This window comes from Variovorax sp. LjRoot290 (assembly GCF_964253985.1).
Classification (GTDB): Bacteria; Pseudomonadota; Gammaproteobacteria; order Burkholderiales; family Burkholderiaceae_C; genus Variovorax.
The window spans coordinates 674,607-694,552 of the sequence record NZ_CAXURW020000002.1 but is presented as its reverse complement, the minus strand read 5'-3'; the positions used below and the strand labels follow the sequence as shown (position 1 = coordinate 694,552).

The 19,946-nt window shown below is 66.3% G+C and carries 23 protein-coding genes; 10 read left to right on the top strand and 13 right to left on the bottom strand.

The genetic code is table 11. From position 1 onward, the window contains the following. The first annotated feature begins 5 nt into the window (after positions 1-5). Positions 6-944: a DMT family transporter gene (locus tag ACSQ9A_RS32275; protein WP_436306904.1), complete on the top strand. Its 939-nt coding sequence runs from the start codon at positions 6-8 to the stop codon at positions 942-944. A gap of 331 nt (positions 945-1,275) precedes the next feature. Continuing rightward, positions 1,276-2,406, top strand: coding sequence for an IS110 family transposase (locus ACSQ9A_RS32270; RefSeq protein WP_436305038.1), 1,131 nt, complete (start codon positions 1,276-1,278; stop codon positions 2,404-2,406). Between the two features lie 353 nt (positions 2,407-2,759). Here ACSQ9A_RS32270 and ACSQ9A_RS32265 read toward each other — a convergent pair whose 3' ends face one another. Together ACSQ9A_RS32265 and ACSQ9A_RS32260 are read right to left on the bottom strand one after the other, a co-directional pair. Beyond that, the gene (locus ACSQ9A_RS32265) at positions 2,760-3,350 is read right to left on the bottom strand and encodes a DUF4272 domain-containing protein (RefSeq protein WP_436306903.1); all 591 of its coding nucleotides are present in this window, start codon (positions 3,348-3,350) and stop codon (positions 2,760-2,762) included. 54 nt (positions 3,351-3,404) lie between these two features. Beyond that, on the bottom strand, positions 3,405-3,827 hold the full coding sequence (locus ACSQ9A_RS32260) for a hypothetical protein (protein WP_436306902.1): 423 nt from the start codon (positions 3,825-3,827) through the stop codon (positions 3,405-3,407). Positions 3,828-3,976: 149 nt separating this feature from the next. Here ACSQ9A_RS32260 and ACSQ9A_RS32255 point away from each other — a divergent pair, with 149 nt between their 5' ends. Further along, the gene (locus ACSQ9A_RS32255; protein WP_436306901.1) at positions 3,977-4,651 is read left to right on the top strand and encodes a hypothetical protein; all 675 of its coding nucleotides are present in this window, start codon (positions 3,977-3,979) and stop codon (positions 4,649-4,651) included. A gap of 159 nt (positions 4,652-4,810) precedes the next feature. Here ACSQ9A_RS32255 and ACSQ9A_RS32250 read toward each other — a convergent pair whose 3' ends face one another. Continuing rightward, entirely contained in the window at positions 4,811-5,191 is a 381-nt protein-coding gene (locus ACSQ9A_RS32250) for a winged helix-turn-helix transcriptional regulator (RefSeq protein WP_436306900.1), read from the bottom strand. A gap of 324 nt (positions 5,192-5,515) precedes the next feature. Between ACSQ9A_RS32250 and ACSQ9A_RS32245 the strand changes: the two genes are divergently transcribed. After that, on the top strand, positions 5,516-6,340 hold the full coding sequence (locus ACSQ9A_RS32245) for an SDR family oxidoreductase (RefSeq protein WP_436297848.1): 825 nt from the start codon (positions 5,516-5,518) through the stop codon (positions 6,338-6,340). Positions 6,341-6,618: 278 nt separating this feature from the next. Here the strand turns inward: ACSQ9A_RS32245 and ACSQ9A_RS32240 are convergent, their stop codons facing one another. From ACSQ9A_RS32240 to ACSQ9A_RS32210, 7 genes are all read right to left on the bottom strand, one after another. Beyond that, complete coding sequence (locus tag ACSQ9A_RS32240) at positions 6,619-6,903, bottom strand: hypothetical protein (RefSeq protein ID WP_436306899.1); 285 nt, start codon at positions 6,901-6,903, stop codon at positions 6,619-6,621. After that, positions 6,900-7,130 (bottom strand): DUF2783 domain-containing protein, encoded by a 231-nt coding sequence (locus ACSQ9A_RS32235; RefSeq protein WP_436297664.1) that lies wholly within the window; start codon positions 7,128-7,130, stop codon positions 6,900-6,902. The genes ACSQ9A_RS32240 and ACSQ9A_RS32235 overlap by 4 nt, the downstream gene beginning before the upstream one ends. Beyond that, the gene (locus tag ACSQ9A_RS32230; RefSeq protein WP_436306898.1) at positions 7,127-8,848 is read right to left on the bottom strand and encodes an FAD-dependent monooxygenase; all 1,722 of its coding nucleotides are present in this window, start codon (positions 8,846-8,848) and stop codon (positions 7,127-7,129) included. The genes ACSQ9A_RS32235 and ACSQ9A_RS32230 overlap by 4 nt, the downstream gene beginning before the upstream one ends. 19 nt (positions 8,849-8,867) lie before the next feature. Beyond that, positions 8,868-9,815: an MBL fold metallo-hydrolase gene (locus tag ACSQ9A_RS32225; RefSeq protein ID WP_436306897.1), complete on the bottom strand. Its 948-nt coding sequence runs from the start codon at positions 9,813-9,815 to the stop codon at positions 8,868-8,870. Positions 9,816-9,862: 47 nt separating this feature from the next. Next, the gene (gene fahA, locus ACSQ9A_RS32220) at positions 9,863-11,185 is read right to left on the bottom strand and encodes a fumarylacetoacetase (protein WP_436297667.1); all 1,323 of its coding nucleotides are present in this window, start codon (positions 11,183-11,185) and stop codon (positions 9,863-9,865) included. Continuing rightward, positions 11,182-11,688 carry a VOC family protein gene (locus tag ACSQ9A_RS32215; RefSeq protein ID WP_436297668.1) on the bottom strand — a complete coding sequence of 169 codons (507 nt, stop codon included), beginning with the start codon at positions 11,686-11,688 and terminating at the stop codon, positions 11,182-11,184. Before ACSQ9A_RS32215 ends, fahA begins: the two co-directional genes overlap by 4 nt. Before the next feature lie 170 nt (positions 11,689-11,858). Further along, positions 11,859-12,662 carry a helix-turn-helix transcriptional regulator gene (locus ACSQ9A_RS32210; RefSeq protein WP_436297669.1) on the bottom strand — a complete coding sequence of 268 codons (804 nt, stop codon included), beginning with the start codon at positions 12,660-12,662 and terminating at the stop codon, positions 11,859-11,861. A gap of 109 nt (positions 12,663-12,771) precedes the next feature. On the opposite strand from ACSQ9A_RS32210, the gene ACSQ9A_RS32205 reads away from it, so the two are divergent. The 6 genes from ACSQ9A_RS32205 (at position 12,772) to ACSQ9A_RS32180 (ending at position 16,502) form a co-directional block, all read left to right on the top strand. Continuing rightward, a complete protein-coding gene (locus ACSQ9A_RS32205; RefSeq protein ID WP_436306896.1) occupies positions 12,772-13,752 on the top strand; it encodes a Bug family tripartite tricarboxylate transporter substrate binding protein in 981 nt (326 codons plus the stop codon). A gap of 3 nt (positions 13,753-13,755) precedes the next feature. Then, positions 13,756-14,484, top strand: coding sequence for an alpha/beta fold hydrolase (locus ACSQ9A_RS32200; RefSeq protein WP_436306895.1), 729 nt, complete (start codon positions 13,756-13,758; stop codon positions 14,482-14,484). 10 nt (positions 14,485-14,494) lie between these two features. Further along, positions 14,495-14,893, top strand: coding sequence for a 5-carboxymethyl-2-hydroxymuconate Delta-isomerase (locus tag ACSQ9A_RS32195; RefSeq protein ID WP_436297672.1), 399 nt, complete (start codon positions 14,495-14,497; stop codon positions 14,891-14,893). Between the two features lie 3 nt (positions 14,894-14,896). Further along, a complete protein-coding gene (locus tag ACSQ9A_RS32190) occupies positions 14,897-15,793 on the top strand; it encodes an extradiol ring-cleavage dioxygenase (protein WP_436306894.1) in 897 nt (298 codons plus the stop codon). After that, positions 15,759-16,058, top strand: a complete 300-nt coding sequence (locus ACSQ9A_RS32185) for an aromatic ring-opening dioxygenase subunit LigA (protein ID WP_436297674.1) — start codon at positions 15,759-15,761, stop codon at positions 16,056-16,058. Before ACSQ9A_RS32190 ends, ACSQ9A_RS32185 begins: the two co-directional genes overlap by 35 nt. Positions 16,059-16,214: 156 nt before the next feature. Then, positions 16,215-16,502, top strand: coding sequence for a YciI family protein (locus ACSQ9A_RS32180; protein ID WP_436297676.1), 288 nt, complete (start codon positions 16,215-16,217; stop codon positions 16,500-16,502). A gap of 139 nt (positions 16,503-16,641) precedes the next feature. Here ACSQ9A_RS32180 and ACSQ9A_RS32175 read toward each other — a convergent pair whose 3' ends face one another. From ACSQ9A_RS32175 to ACSQ9A_RS32165, 3 genes are all read right to left on the bottom strand, one after another. After that, on the bottom strand, positions 16,642-17,718 hold the full coding sequence (locus tag ACSQ9A_RS32175) for a maleylacetate reductase (RefSeq protein WP_436306893.1): 1,077 nt from the start codon (positions 17,716-17,718) through the stop codon (positions 16,642-16,644). Positions 17,719-17,750: 32 nt separating this feature from the next. Further along, positions 17,751-18,059: a Dabb family protein gene (locus ACSQ9A_RS32170; protein WP_436306892.1), complete on the bottom strand. Its 309-nt coding sequence runs from the start codon at positions 18,057-18,059 to the stop codon at positions 17,751-17,753. A 101-nt stretch (positions 18,060-18,160) separates the two neighbouring features. After that, positions 18,161-19,897 carry an IS1634 family transposase gene (locus ACSQ9A_RS32165; protein ID WP_436306891.1) on the bottom strand — a complete coding sequence of 579 codons (1,737 nt, stop codon included), beginning with the start codon at positions 19,895-19,897 and terminating at the stop codon, positions 18,161-18,163. Positions 19,898-19,946: the final 49 nt, after the last annotated feature.

The window sequence follows — 19,946 nt, the reverse complement described above, 5'->3', positions numbered from 1 at the left end:
GCACCATGAACGCCTGCAATCCGGCCGTGCCCGCCACCGCGTCGACGGACGACTTCAGACGGCTCGTCCAGGGCATCGCCGTAGGCCTGCTGGCCGCGAGCATCGGTGCGCTCTATACGGTCTACGCCCGATGGGGCATCGCGCGGGGCCTGCACTCGCAGGACCTGACCGCCCTGCGCTTCGGCGTGGCCGGCCTCGTCACGCTGCCGATCCTGGTGCTGGCCTGGCGCCGGAACCGGCAGGAACTGAGCGGCCACTGGAAACTGTGGGCTCTGATCTCGCTGCTGGCGGGCACGCCCTTCGGCCTGCTGATGTTTGGCGCGCTGCAGTTTGCACCGGCGAGCCATGCGGCCGTGTTCCCGTTCTCGGCCATGAGCCTGATGGGCATGGTGCTCGGTGCACTGGTGCTCAAGGAGCGGATCACGCCGCGGCGCGCCACTGGCATCGCGGCTGTCCTCGTCGGGCTGCTGCTCGTCTCGGGGCTTGATGTCTCCAGCTTCACCGCCCGCACGCTCGTCGGTGATGCGATGTTCATCGCGGCCGGCACGCTGTGGGCCGGGTTCGGCATCGTGCTGCGCAAGCATCGGCTGGACCCGCTGCTGGCTACCGCGGTGATCTCCTTCTCGTCCCTGGTCACCTATGTGCCCTTCTATTTCCTCGCCGTCGGTCCGACGCGACTGCTCGCGGCCAGTTCCGAGGTGTTCTGCACGGAGGTGCTGGTCCAGGGGCTCATCGCCGGCGCCGGCACGCTGTTCACCTATGCACGCATGGTCTCCTTGCTCGGACCTGCCCGTGCCTCCATCTTCCCGGCGCTGGCACCCGGCTTGGCAGCACTGATGGCGTGGCCGGTGCTCGACCACTTTCCAAGCGCCGTGGAAGCACTGGGCCTAGCAGTCGTGATGGCGGGGCTCGCCTGGGCGGTGACGGGAGCGACCCGCCGCTAAGGCGGTGATCGCCTGCCACACGCGATAGCTGGCGACGCTGCCGCTTGCATGTCGAGCGGCACGTCGTCTGTGTCGCCAGTTCGGAAGTAGCGGCGGGCGGGCCGGACCGTGTGTCGCCGAGTTCAGCGTGCCCTGGTCCATCGGCCGGCAACCAGAAAGCAGACCGTCGCGAAGGTCTCCTCATGGCCGCATTCTGACCTAGACAGAATGGCTTGAGCCGTTGAGGTGGCCCGTCTCCAGGACTACCGTGGGTTGCGCACCGTGGGTGCGCCGAGCCACAACGCTGCACCCCGAGGGGCGGACAGCGTGTCAACGAGCAAGGAGACGGGCCATGAGTCAATCTACCACCACTGCGGCCACCGTTTACGTTGGCCTAGACGTCCACAAGGACAGTATCGACATCGCCCTGGCCGAGGCCGGCCGTGACGGCGAAGTGCGCCATTTGGGCGCGGTCGCCGGCGGCGTCGGTGCCGTCACCAAGGCCCTGCGCCGCCTGGTCAGCCGGGGCCATTGCCTACATGTCGTCTACGAAGCGGGCCCCTGCGGCTTCGTGCTGCAGCGCCACCTCGCCGCACTGGGCTACCACTGCGAGGTGGTGGCGCCCTCGTCCATCCCCAAGCGCTCGGGTGATCGGGTGAAGACCGACCGCCGCGACGCCTTGATGCTGGCGCGCCTGGCACGCGCAGGTGAACTCAGTGCCGTGCGCGTGCCAGACGCCGTGGACGAGGCGCTGCGCGATCTGGTGCGCGCCCGCGAGGACGCGGTGCGGGAACAGCGCAACGCGCGCCACCGCCTGAAGGCGCTGCTGTTGCGCAGCGGCGTGGTGTACGCGGGCAAGAGCGCCTGGACGGCGGCGCATCTGCGCTGGCTGGCCAGCATGGCGCTGCCGCACGCCGCGCAGCAGATCGCCTTCCAGGAGTACCTGCACGCGGTGAGCGAGTCGGGGGCGCGCATCGCACGCCTGGAGCAGTCGCTGCGCGATGCGCTGGCGGGCTGGTCGCTGGCGCCGGTGGTGGCCGCGCTGCAGGCGCTGCGCGGTGTGCAGCTCATCGCCGCGATCACGCTGGTGGCCGAGATCCAGGACTTCCACCGCTTCGCCAACCCGCGCCTGTTGATGGCCTACCTGGGCCTGGTGCCCAGCGAGAGTTCCAGCGGCCAGCGCCGCCGACAGGGTGCCATCACCAAGGCCGGCAACTCGGCGGCGCGGCGCATGCTGGTGGAAGTGGCGCACCAGTACCGCTACCCGGCGCGGGTCAGTGCGGTCATCGCCAGGCGCCAGTCGGAGTTGCCCAAGGCCGTGACCGACATCGCCTGGACGGCGCAGTTGCGGCTGTGCGCGCGCTTCAAGCGGCTGGCCGCGCGGCGCATGCCGCACAACAAGATCGTGGTGGCCATCGCGCGCGAACTCTCGGGCTTCGTGTGGGCCATTGCGCGCGAGGTGACGCCGCCTGCCTCGACGTGAACCCGCGATGACATGGCAAGCAACGCGAAGGAGGCGCCTATCGAACAACCTCTTTGAGGCCGGATCGGGAACGCGGCGCAGCCACGGCCACAGGGGAATCCTCGGCGCGGCTATTGCGCAGCCACGCAAGTGACCAACCGCAGACCCTAGAAAGCAGGCAGCCCCGCGACGAATACATGAACTGTCGGTAGCCAATCCACGCATATCAGCATGATCAACCGTCGCTCACGCACCCGGCTCCGTCGCGTTCCCCATCCGGCATTCGCGAACGAATTCTGCAATCCGGAACCCGGAGAGATGGGCTTGCGCTCTTGACAGGATCAAGCCATATCAGCCGCGAGTTGCTCTCTTGCTCAGGTATCAAGCGAGACCTCGTCCCATCTTTGCGTGCTCAGTGACCATTCGAGTGCACGGCGTCGCTCCTCCAGCCCATCAAAGCGAACCGCAGCACGGGCTTCTCGGGCTCCCCAGTGCACGCAGTAAAACATGTCCAGCATGCCCAGCGCATCAGCCTCCGTCACGCATTGGACGTTTGAGCGAAAGCGCTCGCTCGGCTCATCCGATTTCAGGTTTGGCAACAGCTTGACCAAGTTTCCGGGTAACGGCGAAATTGGCGACAACGCCGGCTCCAGGCCTAGGAGCCATGCGAATGCACAAAGGGAATGGACGGACGTCCTGAAGGTTGGGGCGGTCGACGCGGGCGCGGCGAGTAGCGCCCGCTCGGCAGGGGTCATCGCGAACCAAAGTCCCTCGCGCTCAATCCATTTGCGACCAGTCTGCGCCGGCAGTCCGAATGAGACGGCTGCGACGGCAGTGAGACACAGCGCTCGTTCGACAAGGGCGGAAGGTTCCCGAAGACGGCCGCCGACTGCCGGCAAGTGTCGCCCCACCGGTATGCCCAGGGATGCGGCGAATGCCAGTGCCTTTTGCCTCGATGCTTTCATCTTGTTCTCGGGTCCTCTATTGGGCGACGCTCGCGAAGGTCTGCTGTTGGCCGTCTACGGCTGTCGGCCACCCCAAGCGATATTGTGTTCAAAGCCCGGGACAACCCCAAGCAGCCGTTCGGTCGCCTCCTTGGCAACCATGAAGAACGCAGCATACGAAGAATCCTGGCCGTCGTCGCGAAAGCCAGAGAGCTCGATGCTGCATCCCAGAACCGACATGTAGCTCTGCGCAAGCAGGGTCGTCAGTACGCCGTTCTTCGCGGCTGCCACGTACTCATCAAGGATTCCATCCGCGCTGACGGAGATGGAGAAGGCATCAGCAGGTGTGATGGCAGCTGTTAACGCAGCGCTCATGCTCCGTCCGCCGAGCTGCCTTCGCCATTCGTGAGCGACGGTGCGCCCTTTGTGCACGCTCGCCCATGGATGCTGCTCGACCTTTTCAACGAGCCATTCATTGATGATGTGGGGAGTCTTCATGTTGGCCGGCTGAGTTGGTCAATGGACGTGCGCCTGGAGCGTCGGCTTCTGGCCGGCTGTAGCCGCTGCCCGCCGCTGGTGCTAGCCGCGAATGGGGGCTGCGCCGCAGGTCTGGCAGACTAAGGCTTCCACACCGACGAGAGCGCACGTTGCACGAACTTGTCATTCGCCCCGACTGGGCTCAGCAAATCGGCCAGCTGCGCGAGCGCCTGACCGAGGACACGAACATCATCCGCTGGGGCAACAGCTTCTACCGCTGCTGCCGCAACGGGGCACCAGTCGCTCTGCGCGTGGCCGCGCCCGACAGGAGCATGGCGCTGCCACTGCAACTGCGCCCGAGCGACCTGTACGTCACGCAGGTGGGTTTGGCCACCGAGATGGGTCGTTACGGCAGTCTCACCAGCGAGCTTTTGGTTAGCTCTGCGAAGTTCGAGCATGCGGTGCGCAGTCTGGCTGCGGGCACTGTGCATGGCGACGAGGCGTTCGGCCTGCGCAGTTTGGTGGTGTTCTGCGTAGCGGAGGCGCTGCGCTTCGACAGCGTGGCCCACGATGTCGGCTTTGCCCTGCGCACGATGGATGTGGCCGGGGGCGCCAAGCCCATGCCGCTGAGGCGCTGGTGGCCCACTGTGCATGCTTGGGGCCAAGCCTGTGATGCGGTCTGGGCAGAGCTCAACGCCGAGCTTCGCCGTGCGTCGCTGTTGCCGGCGGCGTTACGCAACGGCCCGGACCGCACCCGGTCGGCCCGCGCAACGTACAAGCGTATGAGCGGCGCCGTGCTCGAGGCCGCCAAGGGCGCCGCCGTGCTGAAGCGGCCTACGGCTTGACGCGCCGTCGCGCTCATCACCGCCGCGGCAAGCATGCTCGGGCGAGATGCCCGGAAGCCGCCGGTCGCCAGCGACAGCTGATGGCCGGATGCCGAAATTGGAGTCACAAACCGCTCTCACTGTACTGAGCCGCGGCAGCTCCGGCGCGAGTTCGCCAGCTTACTCAAGGCTGTACTGTTCCCGTAGCTCAGCCCATTTCAGCAAGCTGTCCAACGCTGGGCACAGCTGCTGCCCCCAAGCCGTCATCCGGTAGTCGACCTTTGGTGGCACTTGCGAGTGCACGGTACGTTCGACGATGCCATCAGCCTCAAGGCGTCGCAATTGCTGGGCGAGCATCTTCTGGGAGATGCCGGTGATGCGCTTCTCCAGGTCCGAGAACCGCAGCACCTGTCCACCGAAGAGGTGGAACAAGATGACGAGCTTCCAGCGCCCCTCCAGAAGGCTGAAGCACGCCTCGACGTCGATGGCGGCAGTGAGCGGCGTGTAAGCCTTACGCTCCACGGCGGGCCGAGCACTAACTTTTTGGTGCGTACTTGTCATCAGGGGAGCGTAAGCCGAGCATCCGGGCATTGCAACTTGCTCGCCGATGCCATGTCCGTTCCTCTCCCTGACGCCATTGCGCGATACCTTGAATCGCGCGGAGCCGACAACGCGGTCTCGTTGAGCGGGTGCTTCCACGCGGCTGCTGTTGTTCGAGACGAGGGCCAGACGTTCCGTGGCTTGAATGCCATCATGGCCTGGAAGGCAGCAGCCGAAGCCAAATACCAGTACCGGCTGACGCCACTCGGCCTCTCGCGGGAAGGCGGCACGTTCAAGCTGTTGGCGCACCTTGAAGGTAATTTCCCGGGCAACCAGGTCGATTTGATGCACGTCTTTAGCCTCAAGGACGGCCTCATCGACTCTCTCGAAATCCGTAGAGCTGTCGAACTCGAGGGCCGCACGGCCCTTGTCACGGGCGGCACCAAGGGGATTGGAGCCGCCGTGGTCGCGCAACTGATTCAGGCTGGAGCCACGGTGTTGACCGCAGCCCGCTCCGCGCCTGCGGACCTTGGGAAGGCCGCCTTTGTGGCCGCAGACCTGTCCACTGCAGCCGGCTGTGCCGAGGTTGCGCGCGCCGTCGAAGAACAGCTCGATGGCGTGGACATCGTGGTCCACGTGGCGGGCGGCTCATCGGCACCGGCCGGCGGCTTCGCCGTGCTTGATGACGACGAATGGCAGAAGGCTTTCGCCATGAACCTCTACGCTGCCGTTCGCATTGACCGAGCCCTGCTGCCGGGCATGCTTGCCCGCGGCGCGGGCGTCATCGTGCACATCACCTCCATCCAACGGCAGATGCCGTTGCCGGAGGCGACCACCGCCTACGCTGCCGCCAAGGCCGCCCTGTCGACGTACAGCAAGAGCCTGTCCAAGGAGGTCAGTCCAAAGGGCGTGCGTGTGGTGCGCGTGGCACCCGGTTGGGTGGAGACCGAAGCTGCGGTGAGCCTTGTCGAGAGAATCGCCGAAGAGAATGGAACGGACTACGACGGTGCACGCCGCTCCCTAATGAACTCCCTCGGCGGCATACCGCTTGGGCGTCCTGCAAGGCCACAGGAAGTCGCAGAGCTGGTCGGATTTCTGGTGTCACAGCGCGCAGCCTCCATCACGGGGGTCGAGTACGTTATCGACGGTGGAACAGTTCCCGTTGCGTGAGGCAAGCTGCGCGCAGCGGCGGTCTGCGCGGGGTGCCACCGGTAAGGCCAGTGAAGCCAAATGAAGAGTTCGACCATCGAATCGGAAGGTCGGGCCGAACGTCGGCTGTTGGCCGCAAGCCGCTGATGCTAGCCGCCTTCCCCAACGCCGACCGCGCGGCGCAGGTTTGTCTAGACTCGGCACCGCCGATTCCACGAAGAAGAGGTCCTCCGCGATGCCCGTGACGTTGTCGGCAATGCCGATGACGAAGTCGCGGCCGAAAGCAGCGTGCAGCGTGCCTAGGAAAACAGTAATACGCTCGACGTCGGCAAACCATCTATCGGGCTCTTGCCCGACGTCAGGAAGCGCGAGGTTAGGCCGAGGTCCCGCGACGGCAGGTCCCCGGCACGAAGGCCATCGTCTGTGCCTCGCCGGTTGACTACGAGTGGAGCAGCGACCCGCCAGTCGCCTTCCCTAGCATAGGCGTCCAAGCGGTTTTCCAAAGAATCGGCGATTTCGTGGAGGTAGGCGCCATCAACGTAGGCGAACAGCGTGTGTTTGGACATAGAGGTGAATGTCATCATTTGTCTGTCTCCTTCAGTTGATATGCCCCTTGACGGCGAGGGCTGCCGTCGGGCCGCGCGGCCTCGATGCATGTCCTCAGCACCTTGCTGTCGCCGAGTTGGTTGGCCAGCAAGAGTACGAGCTTGGCATTGACGAGCTGTGACTCATGGTCCGACAACCCGGCATGGGCGTCGAGCAAGAGTTCGTAGAAGCCATCCGGGTCCAGGATGCTCGGTTGGGTATTCATGCGACAAGCTCTTCATGCAAGCCCAGGGCGCGCTCCACCGCCGGCACCGGATCGTCCTCCATGCACTGTGCCACGGCGGCCAGGTATGCGTCCGGGCGCAGCAAGGCCCAGGGGCAGGCTGCCGGAACGCCGCACGCGAGGCGCAGCTGATCTTCGACTTGGTGCACGGGATCCTGCGCCGGGACCGGTCCGGTCGTGCCCGGCACGTCCACACATCGTACCGGCCGCCCTGCCAGCCGATCGCGCAGCCGGGCACGGTCCCGCGGTCCACCAAACATCAGCAGAACAAGCCTCGCGTCGGCTCGCAGCAGATCGTTGAGCAGGCCGTGGCTGCCGTCGCCCAGCGTCACCGCCACGTTCTGGACAGAACGGCCACCACCGGCGCCGCACGCACTGGAGCGCGTGTACGCGTTGGCCACCGCCATGCGCCCGGTGTTGACGAACGGGCGCGCGAACGGATGCTGGCGTGCCAGTTCCAGTACAGCGGTGCGCAACAGCCGCTCGATGCCGTCGCGCGGACGCATGAAGCGCGCCGTGCGGTCGGTAACGCGGATGTTCTCGCGTGCCGCCTCGTGGCGTTCTGCGTGGTAGCTGTCGAGCAGCGCCGGCCGCGCATCCCCCTTGAGCACCGCGGCCAGCTTCCAGGCCAGGTTGTCGGCGTCAGCGATGCCGCTGTTGCCGCCGCGCGCGCCGAAGGGGCTGACCACCTTGGCCGCGTCGCCGATAAAGAACAGCCTGCCGTGGCGCATCGCGTCCACACACTCGCTGCGGTAGGCATAGGGGCCAACCCAGATCACCTCCACCGCGCGCTCGGGGCCGAAGTGCTGCGCCAGCCGCTCACGCACAGCGTCTTCCCGGCCGACGGCCCGGGGATCCGCATCGGGCGCCATCTGGTAGTCGATGCGCCAGACGCCATCGGCCATCAGGTGCTGCCAGACCGCGCGCCCATCGTTGAAGGGGGCCTCCACCCAGGTATGGCGCTCTAGGGGCGGCGGATCAGTGAAGCGCACGTCGGCGATGCACCAGCGATCGTCCCCTTTCTTGCTCGTGACGGAGGCCCCGGCCCAGTCGCGAAACAGGCTGCGCGAGCCGGTGGCGTCGATGACGTAGCTGGCCTCCAGCTGGTAGTTGCCCGCCGGCGTCTCGACCGTCAGGCGCGCGCCCTCCGGCCCCTGCTCGAAAGCCGTAACCCGGTTGCGCCAGCGAAGATCGACCCTGCCCAGTTCGTGCAGGCGCTCGACCAGGTAGCCTTCGATGTAGAACTGCTGGATGTTGATGAAAGGCGGCTGGTTGGAGATCTCGAAGCCGCTCTGGCGCTGCAGGTCGAAGGCGTATACCTCGTCGTCGCCGCAGTAGGTGCGGCCTACGCTCCACTCCACGCCCTTGTGCGCGATGCGCTCGTAGATGCCCAGGCGCTGGTAGATCTCCAGGGATTTCTGCGTGTAGCAGATGCCGCGCGAGGACGCGCCTTTGACGCCGACGGTGTTGTCCTCGTCAAGCAGTACCGCCGCAATGCCTAGCCGTGCGAGGCAGCAGGCCAGCGTCAGGCCGGCCAGTCCACCGCCGACGATGGCGATGTCATGCCGCGGGCTGCCTGCGCCGGTCAGCTCGGGTGGCGGAGCGAACGGATATTCCGGCAGCGTGTAGCCGCTGCCCTCCGTGAATTCATAGCCGTTGGTGTACGCGCACGGCGCGTAGGGTGTGCCTGTCGGATTCATGATGTGATGTGATCGCTCGTCAGGTCAGGGCATTCCAGAGCTCCCTGTCCTTTTCGTTAGTCCAGATCTGCGGATGCTCGATGCCGCGCAGTTCGTCCCAGGCGCGCGCGACGTCGAAGGGCATTACGTGGCGATACACCGGCCAGTGGCCGAAACGCGGCGTGAGCTGCTGGTCGGCCAGGAGGTAGCAGCCCTTGAGGTCCAGCCCTTGAGCGAGTCCCTGGCGCACGATGGTCAGTAGCGTGACGAGGAAGTCCTTGTGAGTGTCGATCGCGTCGCTGATCTCCTTGAGCGTGCGCATCGGGCTGCCGCGCCCCGGAACGAGCACCTTGGGACGGAAGGCCCGCAGACGCTCCAGGGTCTGCAGCCATTCGGTCAAATAGGCGTCGCCGCAATAGATGCCGCAGCGGTTCTCGATGAGGTCGCCGCCGAACATGACGCCAGCGCCCGGCACCCAGCAGACTGCGTCGCCGGCGGAGTGCCCCTTGCCCAGATGCATGAGCCGCACCTCGTGGTTGCCCAGGTCCATTACTAGCTCTTCCTTGAAGCCGATGTGCGGCCTGGTCAGGCCAGGGATGTCCGACACGTCGGGAAACAGCCTCGGCATGCGCGCGCGCTCGGATTCGTAGTCGGCGAGCCCGCGCTCGGCTATCAGGTCGCGCGTTCCTTGGCTGGTGATGATGGTCGCGCCTTCGAAGGCGGACGCGCCCATCACGCGCACCGCGTGGTAGTGCGTGAGGAACACATAGCGCACCGGCTTGTCGGTGATCTTGCGCAGCTCGGCGAGCCAGCGCCGGGCCAGGGTCGGCGTGGCGGTCGTGTCGACAGCCAGCACGCAGTCGCGGCCGACAACGAATCCGCAGTTCGGGTCCGAGTTGCTGATGTAGCCGTAGACATCGGAGCCGAGTTCCACGACTTGCGGGCGTTGCTCGGCGGTATCGGCGGTAGAAGCGAAGGGTGTGCTCATGGCAATGGTTCTTGCGAATGGGGTTGGGTGGATGGATTTCAGGTGGTTCAGTAGGGGAGTGCCGGTGTGACCATGCCCCGGCACTCGCCGAAGCCAATGGGCACGAAGCCGGGCGCGCAAGCGCGCGCCGTGAACACGATCTCGTCGCCATCCTCCAGCCAGCCGCGCTGCTGGCCGTCCGGCAGGGTCAAGGGCAGGGCGCCGGCGCTCGTCAGCTCCGTCATGCAGGCCCGGCTGTTGTCGTCCGGGCCCGAGATGGTCCCGGTGCCGACGAGATCGCCGGTCTCGAGCTGGCAGCCGTTGCTGCTGTGATGGGCGATCAGTTGGCCGGGCGTCCAGTACAGGTGGTGCAGGTGCGTTCGGGTGACGACTGCGGGGCCCATGCCGGATTCGCGCATGCGGCGCGTGGACAGGCTGGCTTGCAGCGCGATGCTCCAGCTGCCCAGTTCGTGATCGAGCGCCGAGTCGAGGTAGGGCAGGAGCGGCGGATGCGCCGGCGCGCGCAAGGGCGCTGCCACCCGGAACGGCTCGAGCGCTTCGCGTGTCACGATCCACGGCGAAATCGAGGTGATGAAATTCTTGCCGAGGAAGGGCCCGAGCATCTGCTCCCACCACTGCACGCTCTTGGAGGACCAGTCGTTGAGCAGGCAGGTACCGAAGATGTGCTCGCGGGCCTCGTCCAGGCGGATCGGGACGCCGCGGTCGTTGCCCCTGCCTACGAACAGACCCATCTCGAGCTCGAAATCCAGCGCCTGCACCGGCCCGAACACAACGCGGCCGTCGCCGCCTTTCCATTGGCCATGGGGCCGCTGCACCGGTGTGCCGCTCGTCACGATGGTCGACGCGCGGCCATGGTAGGCCACCGGCACCCAGCGGTACGCTTCCGGCACTGGAACGGCCAGGCCCTTGAGTCGCCCGTTACGTTCCGTGTGATGTTCCGAGGCCAGGAAGTCGGTGTAGCCGCGAATGGGGCAGGGCAAGTGCATGGTGACCTGCGCCGCCGGCCGCAGGATGGCATCGGCATGGCGTCTTGCCTGCGTGCCCGGCACCCCCTCGTCGCACAGCAGGTCCGACAATGCGGCACGCAGCGCGGACATCGCAGACGCAGGCCCGGCCATTAGCGCCGGCAATCCCCTGCTGGTTGCCGCCTGCGCGGCGTCGGCGGCCAGACCCGTCAGCAACCCGCGTGCCTGCACCTCGCACAGGTCGAGAACGCTGTCACCAATGGCGACCCCCACGCGGGGCACGCCGCCGGAAGTGGCGAAGCTGCCGAAAGGCAGGTTCTGCAGTGGAAAGTCGTTGTCCGGCGCGTTGGCCGATTCGACCCAACTGCGGCGCAGCGGATCGTGCGTGCGGTCGATCTGCTTCATGCCTGCTTCTCCCGCGTCCAATCCTCCAGCTGGGCGTGGGCCTCCCGTTCGTATCGCGCAAGCTGGGCCGGTGTTGCCGTCACGGCCGTCAGTTCCAGCCGCAGCCCGTTCGGATCGAAGAAGTAGATCGACTGCACGAAGCCGTGGTCCGTAGGGCCCAGCACCTCGATGCCGTGGGCCTGCAGGCGCGCCTTCATCGCCTGCAGGGCTTGCAGCGAATCGAGGCGCAATGCGATGTGCTGGACCCAGGCAGGCGTATTGGGCGAGGGCTGCGCCGCCGTGCCATCGCCCAGATCGAAGAAGGCGAAGCAAGAGCCGTCCGTGAACCGGAAGAACAAGTGCACGTAGGGGCACAGTTCGCCCGTGCTCGGCACGGTGTCCGATCGGATGACGTGGGCCAGCGGCAGCCCGAGCAGGTCTTCGTAGAAGTGTCGGGTCTCTTCGGCGTCGCGGCAGCGCGCGGCGTAATGGTGCAGTCCATGGATGGCTGGGCAGTGGCTCATGTGCGGAGGGTCCTGTGCGAACTGGTGTGTCGCTGGCGCAGAAGTGTCGGCGTCCTCTGCGCGTGCGTCTGCCCCCTTGCAATGGGGACAGCGCCGCCGATCAAGTCGTCAGGCAGTCTCAGCCTGCCTGTGCGCGGCATGGCTGATGCCGTGCTTGGGGCGAAATCGCTCTATGCCTCGTGCCACTGCGCGACCAGCGCGCGCTGGTTGGGCAGCCCGAGCTTGGCCAGCGCGCGCTTCTTGTAGGTGATCACGCTGCTCGGCTCAATGTCGCAGGCTCTGGCGATGTCCTTGGCGGCAAGGCCCCCGACGATGCCAGCGCAGACTTGCCGTTCGCGCAGGCTGAGTGTCGGGAAACGCTCGGCCAGTCGTTCTTCCAGCGCTGCCGGCGCGCAGCCGTGAGCCTGCGGCTGCGCGGCCGCAAGATCGACGTGTCGGCCGACGAGCGCCATGAGCACGTCGGCACTCGAAGTGAAACGCCGGAGTTCGCCGGGTCCGAAGCATCCGTGCACCGCGCGGCGGTACGCACTGAAGAGGAACAGCCGCCCGCCGACGGCACCGAGGACCGAGATCCGGTCGACCAGTTGCGGCTGCTCGTAGCACACGGCACGGTACCAGGCGTGCGGGATCTGGTTCCAGGCTTGCTGGCACGCCACCGTGCCCGAGCCTGCGCGATGGGCCTGCACCAGCTGGTTCAAGCCCGGATCGCTCTGCCAGTAATCCGTGGCATAGCGGACACCGGCGCGCTGCGCGAAGCTGCCGCCGAGTTCGGCGACCGCCGACGAGAGCCGGTAATGCGGCCTGCAATCCCCGTCGATGGAGAAGGCCGACACCAAGTCGGCACCGACGACGGCACCGACGACTTCGAGCAGGGCATCCGCGAACGCCGGCCGGCCCAGCGCGAGGATCGGCCTGACAAGCAGGCCGGCAAGCTGGGCGCCGTCATCGGCATGTGCATTGCTGCTGAGGATCATGGGCTCGTCCCTTCGTCCTCCCATGATAGAGGGCTACATGTCCCCAGCGGAAGGGGACAGACACGGCAGCTGCCGCCGAGGACACTGGGCGCCCCGAAGGAGACACCCCATGAACCGTACCCGTTTGAGCCGCCGCGACCTCCTGGCTTGGACAGCCTGCGCCGTCGCCGCCGAAACCGCGCCCGTCCTGGCACAGGACAACAAGCTGATCGAATGGGTGGTCGGCGCCGCGCCGGGCGGTGGCTCGGACGTGGTGGCCCGCACTTTTGCCGAGCCGATGGCCAAGAGCCTCGGCCGGCAGATCGTGGTGGTCAACAAACCGGGCGCGGGCACCAATTTGGCGGCCGACTACGTCGCCAAGGCGCGCGACGTGGAACACGTGCTGCTGACGGCCGATTTCGCCGCCCTCGCGGTGAACCCGTGGCTGTACAGCAAGCTGCCATACAACGCCCAGAAGGACCTGGCGAACGTCGGCATGCTGGTGCGCTTTCCGCTGGTCGTCGTCGTGTCCACGCAGCACCCGGCCCGCACCTTCCCGGACCTGCTGTCGTGGATCCGGTCGCAGGGCGGGCCCGTGGCCTTCGCCTCCCCCGGTGCCGGCACGCCCCACCATCTCGTCACCGAGCAGCTGCTGCGCAGCCTGGGCGTGCAGGCGACGCATGTGCCGTACCGCGGCGCGGCGCCGGCGGTGCAAGATGTCGTCGGCGGCCTAGTGCCTTTCATGCTGGTGGATTCGGCCAGCGGCATGCCGATGATCAGCGGCGGCAAGCTGCGCGCGCTGGCCGTCTCAACCGCCGCGCGGATGAAGACCTTGCCGGACGTGCCCACGCTGCAGGAACAAGGCCTCAAGGGCTTCGAAGGGTTCGCGTGGCAGGGGCTGGCCGTGCCCATGGCCGCCCCCAAGTCCCACGTGGCCCGCGTGAGCAGCGCGCTGCTGGAGGCTTTCAACAACACCCTGGTCGAGGCGCGCCTGCAGGCCTTGGGCGTGGAGCCCTTGCCCGGCACGCCGGCCGAGATGGACCGTTTCGTCAAGGCCGAGCGCGAGCGCTGGGGCGCCGTGGTCCGCGACCTGCAACTCAAGCTGGACTGAGGCATGAAGACACCTTTGATCCTGGTTTCCGGAATGCTGTGCGACGCGACCGTCTGGGAGCCGACCGCGGCGCTGCTGCACGACGCGGCAGACATTCGTGTCATGACTTTGGGCAGCATCGATTCCGTTGGAGCGATGGCCGACAAGGTGCTGGCCACGGCGCCTGCGCAGTTCGCCCTCGCGGGGCATTCGCTCGGGGGACGTGTGGCATTGGAAGTGGTTCGCCGCGCGCCGCAGCGCGTGCGCCTGCTCGGCCTGTTCGGCACTGCCTACAAGGCACGCGCGCCGGGCGAAGCAGGGCAGTCTGAGATTGCAACGCGGGAAGCGATGGTCGCGCGCGCCGAAGCCGAGGGGCTGGTCGCCTTCGCCCCACAGTGGGTGGCCCGCATGGTGCACCCGCGCTGGGCGGCCGAGGCCGGCAAGCTGCAGCCGCTGACCGCCATGGTTGCCCGCCAATCACTCGAAGCCGTGCGCGCGCAGGTGCGCATGGGCCTGTCCCGGCCCGACTTTTCGTCGCTGTTGCCGGGCATCGCCTGTCCCACGCTGGTGCTGGCGGCCAGGGGCGATGCGGCGATGCCTCTGCCGCCGCACGAGGAAATGGCTGCGGCCATTCCCGCCGCGCATCTGGCCGTTGTCGAAGATTCGGGGCACCTGATGACCTTCGAGCAGCCGCAAGCATGCGCCGCGGCGATCCATCCCTGGTTGGCCGGATTTTCCCGGATTGCAACCTGACCGCACTTCCATGCCGCACATCATCATTGAGGCCACGGCGTCGGCCACTTCCCTCGTCGATCCGCAGACGCTGACCCGTACCTTGCACGAAGCCGCCTGTGGGATCGACGGCTATCCGAAACCCGGCGTGCGCACCCGCTTGCACGTGCTGGAGCACTTCCGCCTCGCGGACGGCAGCCCCGACGCGGGCTTCGTGCACGTCAATATCCGTATTGGCACGGGCTTCTCCACCGAGGCGCGTCGCGCCTCGGCCGCGGCGCTCGCGAACGAACTCTCCGCGCTTTTCGCTCCTCATCTTGCCAACACGCCGATCGCGCTGTCCGTCGAAGTGACCGAACTCGACGTCACCACCCGCGTGAACCGCAGCAACGTCGCTCAGGTCTTGGCCGCGCGGACGGCTGGTGCTTGATCGATGGGCGTCGTCTTCCTCGGCATCATGAGCCATGCACCCGGGCTGACCGGGCGCATCGGGCAAGCGCCCGCAGCGGACCGCGAGGCGGTCTTCGAAGGATTCGCGCAAATGCGTGCCCGGTTGGAAGTCGCCCGCCCCGATCTGCTGGTGGTGGTCGCCGCCGAGCACTTCGCCAATTTCTTCATGGACAACATGCCCGCCTATGCATTGGGCATGGCCGATCGCTATGAAGGACCGATCGAGGACGAGCAGTGGCTGCGCATACCGCGTACCGTGGTACCCGGCAACGCGGCCGCATCCCGCGCAATCATCCAGCACCTGATCCACGAGGTGGACCTGGCGTATTGCGAGGAGTGGAAGTTCGACCACGGAATCATGGTGCCCCTGCACTACCTCACGCCTGACTACGACGTCCCGATCGTGCCGGTCAACATCAACTGCCAGCAGCCGCCGTTCACGCCGCTGGCGCGCGCCTGGGCTTTCGGGCAGGCTCTGCGGCGCGCCTGCGACGCGCTGCCGCAGCGCGTGGCCTTGCTGGGGACGGGCGGCATCTCGCACTGGCCTGGTTCCACGCAAATGGGGCGCATCAACGAGGACTTCGACCGGGAGTTTCTGCGGCGCTGGACCTGCAACGACCGCGATGCGCTCCTCGCCTATGCGGACGAGGAAGTGCTGCGCGAAGCTGGCCATGGCGGCATCGAGATCAGGACACTCGTGGCCATCGCGGCTGCTGCGGGTGGCGGCAGTCCTGGTGAACTTCTCTTCTATCACGGCACCCCGGCGTTCTCGATCGGCTCCTGCGCGGCGGTGATGCCGGTGCTGCCCACCGGGCCCGCGCGTGCATTTTCTCGGGAGGGGGGCCATGTCGCTGTACCAGATCCAGAAGCTCCTGTATGACCTGAATAGGACTGCTTCCCTGCAGGAGCGGTTCAGAGCCGACAGGCAGGCGGTGCTGCAGGATCGCGCGCTGACCGAGGAGGAACGCGATGCCTTCGCGCGCGCCGACCTGGGCCTGCTCTACGTGCTGGGCGCCCATCCTTCGCTGCTGATTCACTTCGCCGGGATCGTGGGTGTCCCGCTGGTCGAGCACCGCCGACACCTGATCGACGGGCTGGAGCGCTACGGTCCAGTGCGGGAGGGCATCCTGGCGCCGCCCGGATGACGCACCACGCGCGAGACGCTGGCCGACATCGCAAGCGGCGAGCCGCGGCTGTCCGGTTCCGGCGTGAGCTTCGAGGAGTACAAGAACCTGGTCGGCCTGCCCACGTGGTCCCGGATCGAGGATCACTATGTTTGACGAAGAAGAAAAGGAGCGCATATGCTGTTCGTGATTCATGCGCTCGACCGGCCAGGTGCGCTGCCGGTGCGGCTGGCGAACTACGACGCCCACAAGGCCTATCTCACCGCCATTGAGGGCGAGGGCGTAAAGACCTTGATGTCCGGGCCGTTGGTGGAGGACGACGGGCAGACCATGAAGGGATCGCTGTTCGTTGTCGACGTGGCCGACCGCGCGGCCGCAGAGTCCTACCATAACGACGACCCGTTCTTCACGGCCGGTGTCTGGCAGCAGGCGACCATCACTGCCTATGTCAAACGTGTCGGCTAGAACAACAGTGCGGCGAACGGAAGCAGGTCTATCTCCCAGTCAATGTGGCTAATCGGAACGCAGATCTCTCACTGCATACTCTGTGGGAGTACGGCAAGGCATCTCTATCGTCGGATCAACGGGCGCCCAGGCAAGTGGCCTACTCAGGTCGGATGCCCTCAAAGGCCTTTTGCAAGAGTTCCCTGATCTCGCCTCGCTGTGTTGCACCGACCTCTCGCGGGTTCCAATACGGGTTGCCCACAACGATCTCCGCCGCGCGGTCCAGATCATCCTCTTTCATGCCGATGTCGCGCAGCGCCACCGGCGCACCGTTGCATAGCCCTAAGTCGAACAGAGCTGCGGCGGCACTGCCGTGTCCTTGCGCTCCAAGTGCACGCCGGATGCGCGCCATGGCTTCAGGCACCGCCGGCGCGTTAAAGGCGATGGCATGAGATAGCACTACCGTGTGCACCTCGGCATGAGGCAGATTGAAGCTGCCACCCAGGGTGTGGCACAGCTTGTGGTGCAGCGCCATGCCCACGTTGCCCAGCACCGTCCCGCACAGCCAGGCACCGTACAGCGCCTCCCCGCGCGCATCGATATCGTCGCTGCGCCGAAGGATGGCCGGCAGTGCCCTGGCCAGTGCACGGATGCCTTCCTCGGCCATCAGGTCCATCACCGGATTGCCGTCGCGCGCGTACAGGCCTTCGGCCGCATGCGCGATCGCGTTCATCCCGCTCGTCACGCTCATCGCCACAGGCAGCGTCAGCGTCAACTCCGGGTCGTAGATCACGGTGCGAGGCAGCACACGCGCGTCCTTGCCGGTCTTCTTCAAGCCGCCCTCAGTGATGCCGTAGATCGGCGTCATCTCGCTTCCCGCATAGGTCGTCGGGATGGCCACGATGGGCAAGCCGGAATCCAGCGCGATGGCCTTGCCCAGTCCGGTGGTCGAGCCGCCGCCGATGGCAACGGCGCAGTCCGCGCCCAGGCGGCGAGCCTCCTCACGGGCCTCGCGTGCGGTCTCGATGGGCACATGCATGACAGCGCGCGCGAAAACGCCCGCCGCGCGGCCGCCAAGACGCTCGGCCACGCGCTGCGCCTGACCCTGCTGCTCGGGCGTGGACAGCACGAGCGCGCGGCGCGCCCCGAGCAGCTCGATCTCGCGCTCCAGATGCGCCAACGAGCCGGCGCCGAACACCACCCGCGACGGCTGGCCGTTGTAGACGAATTCCTTCATACGATCCCCAATGCGTCGTGCTCAGTCCAGGCTCAATCGACCTGGACTTCGTAATCCACCTGATGCCGGGCGATGCGAACGCCAGCCAGCTCGTCGCGCACCCGCAGATGTTCCGGATGCACGGCATACGCGGCCAGCGCTTCCCAGGATTCGAACTCGCTGTACAAGACGACGTCGCAGGCATAGTCCACGCTGCTTGCATCCTTGCCGACTTCCAGGTGAAGCAGCCCGGGAACACGGCCACGCAGGCCATGGAAGCAACTTCGCAGACGCTCGATGTTTCCCTGCTTCTCCTCGGCCGTGGGGCCGCTCACGTTCCACATCACGATGTGCCGGATCATGGTGCTCCCTTTACGCGTTTTAGCCCGAAGTTCCCCGAAGCGACGAACGAGATTCCCTTGTGACTCAAGCACTTGCTTGAGTTGGCGAGGAAGTTTTCTGTCTACGGTTTGATGTTTTGCACGAGCGCGAGGGCGCGCAGGTGCAGCGGCTGCGCGTTGGTGAGGAGCTCGAAGGTGGGCGCCTCGGGCCCGGCCTGTGGGGTTCGGCAGGTGTTGCGCACGATGGTGGCGAGCTCGGCCATGAGGGTGGAGAAGCTGTGCACGGGGGTGCCGTCGTCCAGTGTGTGACGGGCCGCCTTGTCCAGCGCCGCCTTGGAGCGCGTGGCCGGCGCCACGGGATCGCGCGTAGCCTTGGCTTGCTGCTCGGTGTCGGCAAACATCAACTCGCGCCAGGCCTCGCGCATGTGCCACTCGACGTAGTAGGCGAGCATGCACAGGAAGATGTGTGCGCGCACCCGATCGGCGGTGCGGTGGTGGATCGGGCGCACCTTCAGGTCGATCGTCTTGAGCGAGCGGAACGCGCGCTCGACGTTGGCGAGCGCCTTGTAGTTGCGCACGCAGTCGGCCGAGTCCATCTGTGTGGGCGGCACCGACGTACGGATGATGTAAATGCCGTCCAGCGCCGCCTCGGCGGCAATGGCGTCTGTCTTGCGCGCGAAGGTGAAGGTGGTGTCGCCGATGGCCAGCTCGAAGTGCTTGGCCATCTTGTACTGGTTGACGACCTTGCCCACGCGCAAGCCGATCTCATCCTTGCCGGCGAGCTTGCCCGCGTCCACGCGGGCCTTGATCTTCTCGAGGTTGGCCTCGGTGGCCGCCAGTAACTCCTCGCGCTTGTGCGTGCGCAGCTTGGCGAGTTCCGGATTGCGGCATGCCACCAGGCGCTCGCCCGGATAGTCCGGCGAGCTCAGTTCGAGCAGATTGCGCTCGTCGAACAGGTCCAGTTGCAGTTGCCCCTGCTCCACGAGCGCGCGGATCGACACGCTCTTCAATGCGCTGATCCACCCCACGCCCTCGCACTCGCGCATCTCCTGGATCGCCTTGTTGGAGATCATGCCGCGGTCGCCCACCATCACCAGCTGCTCGACGCCGAAGTCTTCGCGCAGTCGCTTGAGCTCGGGCAGCAAGGTCAGGCTGTCAGCGACATTGCCCTCATGCACCGACACGGCCACCGGGCAGCCGCGCGCATCGGTGAGCAAGCCGTAGTTGACCTGCAGCAACCCCTTCTTGCCGTCGCGGCTGTAGCCGAGCTTGGCCAGGGGACAACAGCTACCCTCGAAGTAGCTCGAGGACAGGTCGTACAGCACCAGGGCGCCAGCGCTCAGATGGCGCGAGGCCAGCTTCTTCTGGATGCGATCCTGGCGTTCGAGCAGCCAGTCCATCGCCGCATACAGATCGTCCTCGTCGGCTTCTGCCACGCCGAAGTCCTCGGCCAGCGTGGTGGTGTGCCACCAGCGCGTGGTGGCCAGCTTGGTGTGGGGCGCTGCGATGCGCGCGGCCACCATCGCCAGTACCAGCTCGCGTTCGCGGCAGGGCTTGGAGGCAAGCAGCGAGGCCATCTCCAGGCTGGCCATCGCGGCGCCTGCCGCCTGCACATGGCCATGGGGACGCGAGTGCGTGATCTCGAACGCGCAAGCCACGGGCACGAAGGTCTCGCCCTGCAGCGAGCGCCGAATGATCTCGATGAGTTCATCGGGCAGGTGCGACAGATTGCCCAGGGTCTCGTTCTTGACCTTGCCGTCCTCGCGATAGCTGCGACGCAGCAGGTGGGTGCGATAGACCTGGTCCTTGTAGGTGCGCGTCGTAGTGACGACGTGAGCGGTACCGGTGCGGGCTGCCATGTAGAGAAATCTAGTCGACGAATGTGAAATTTGCAAGTCACTTTAGTGA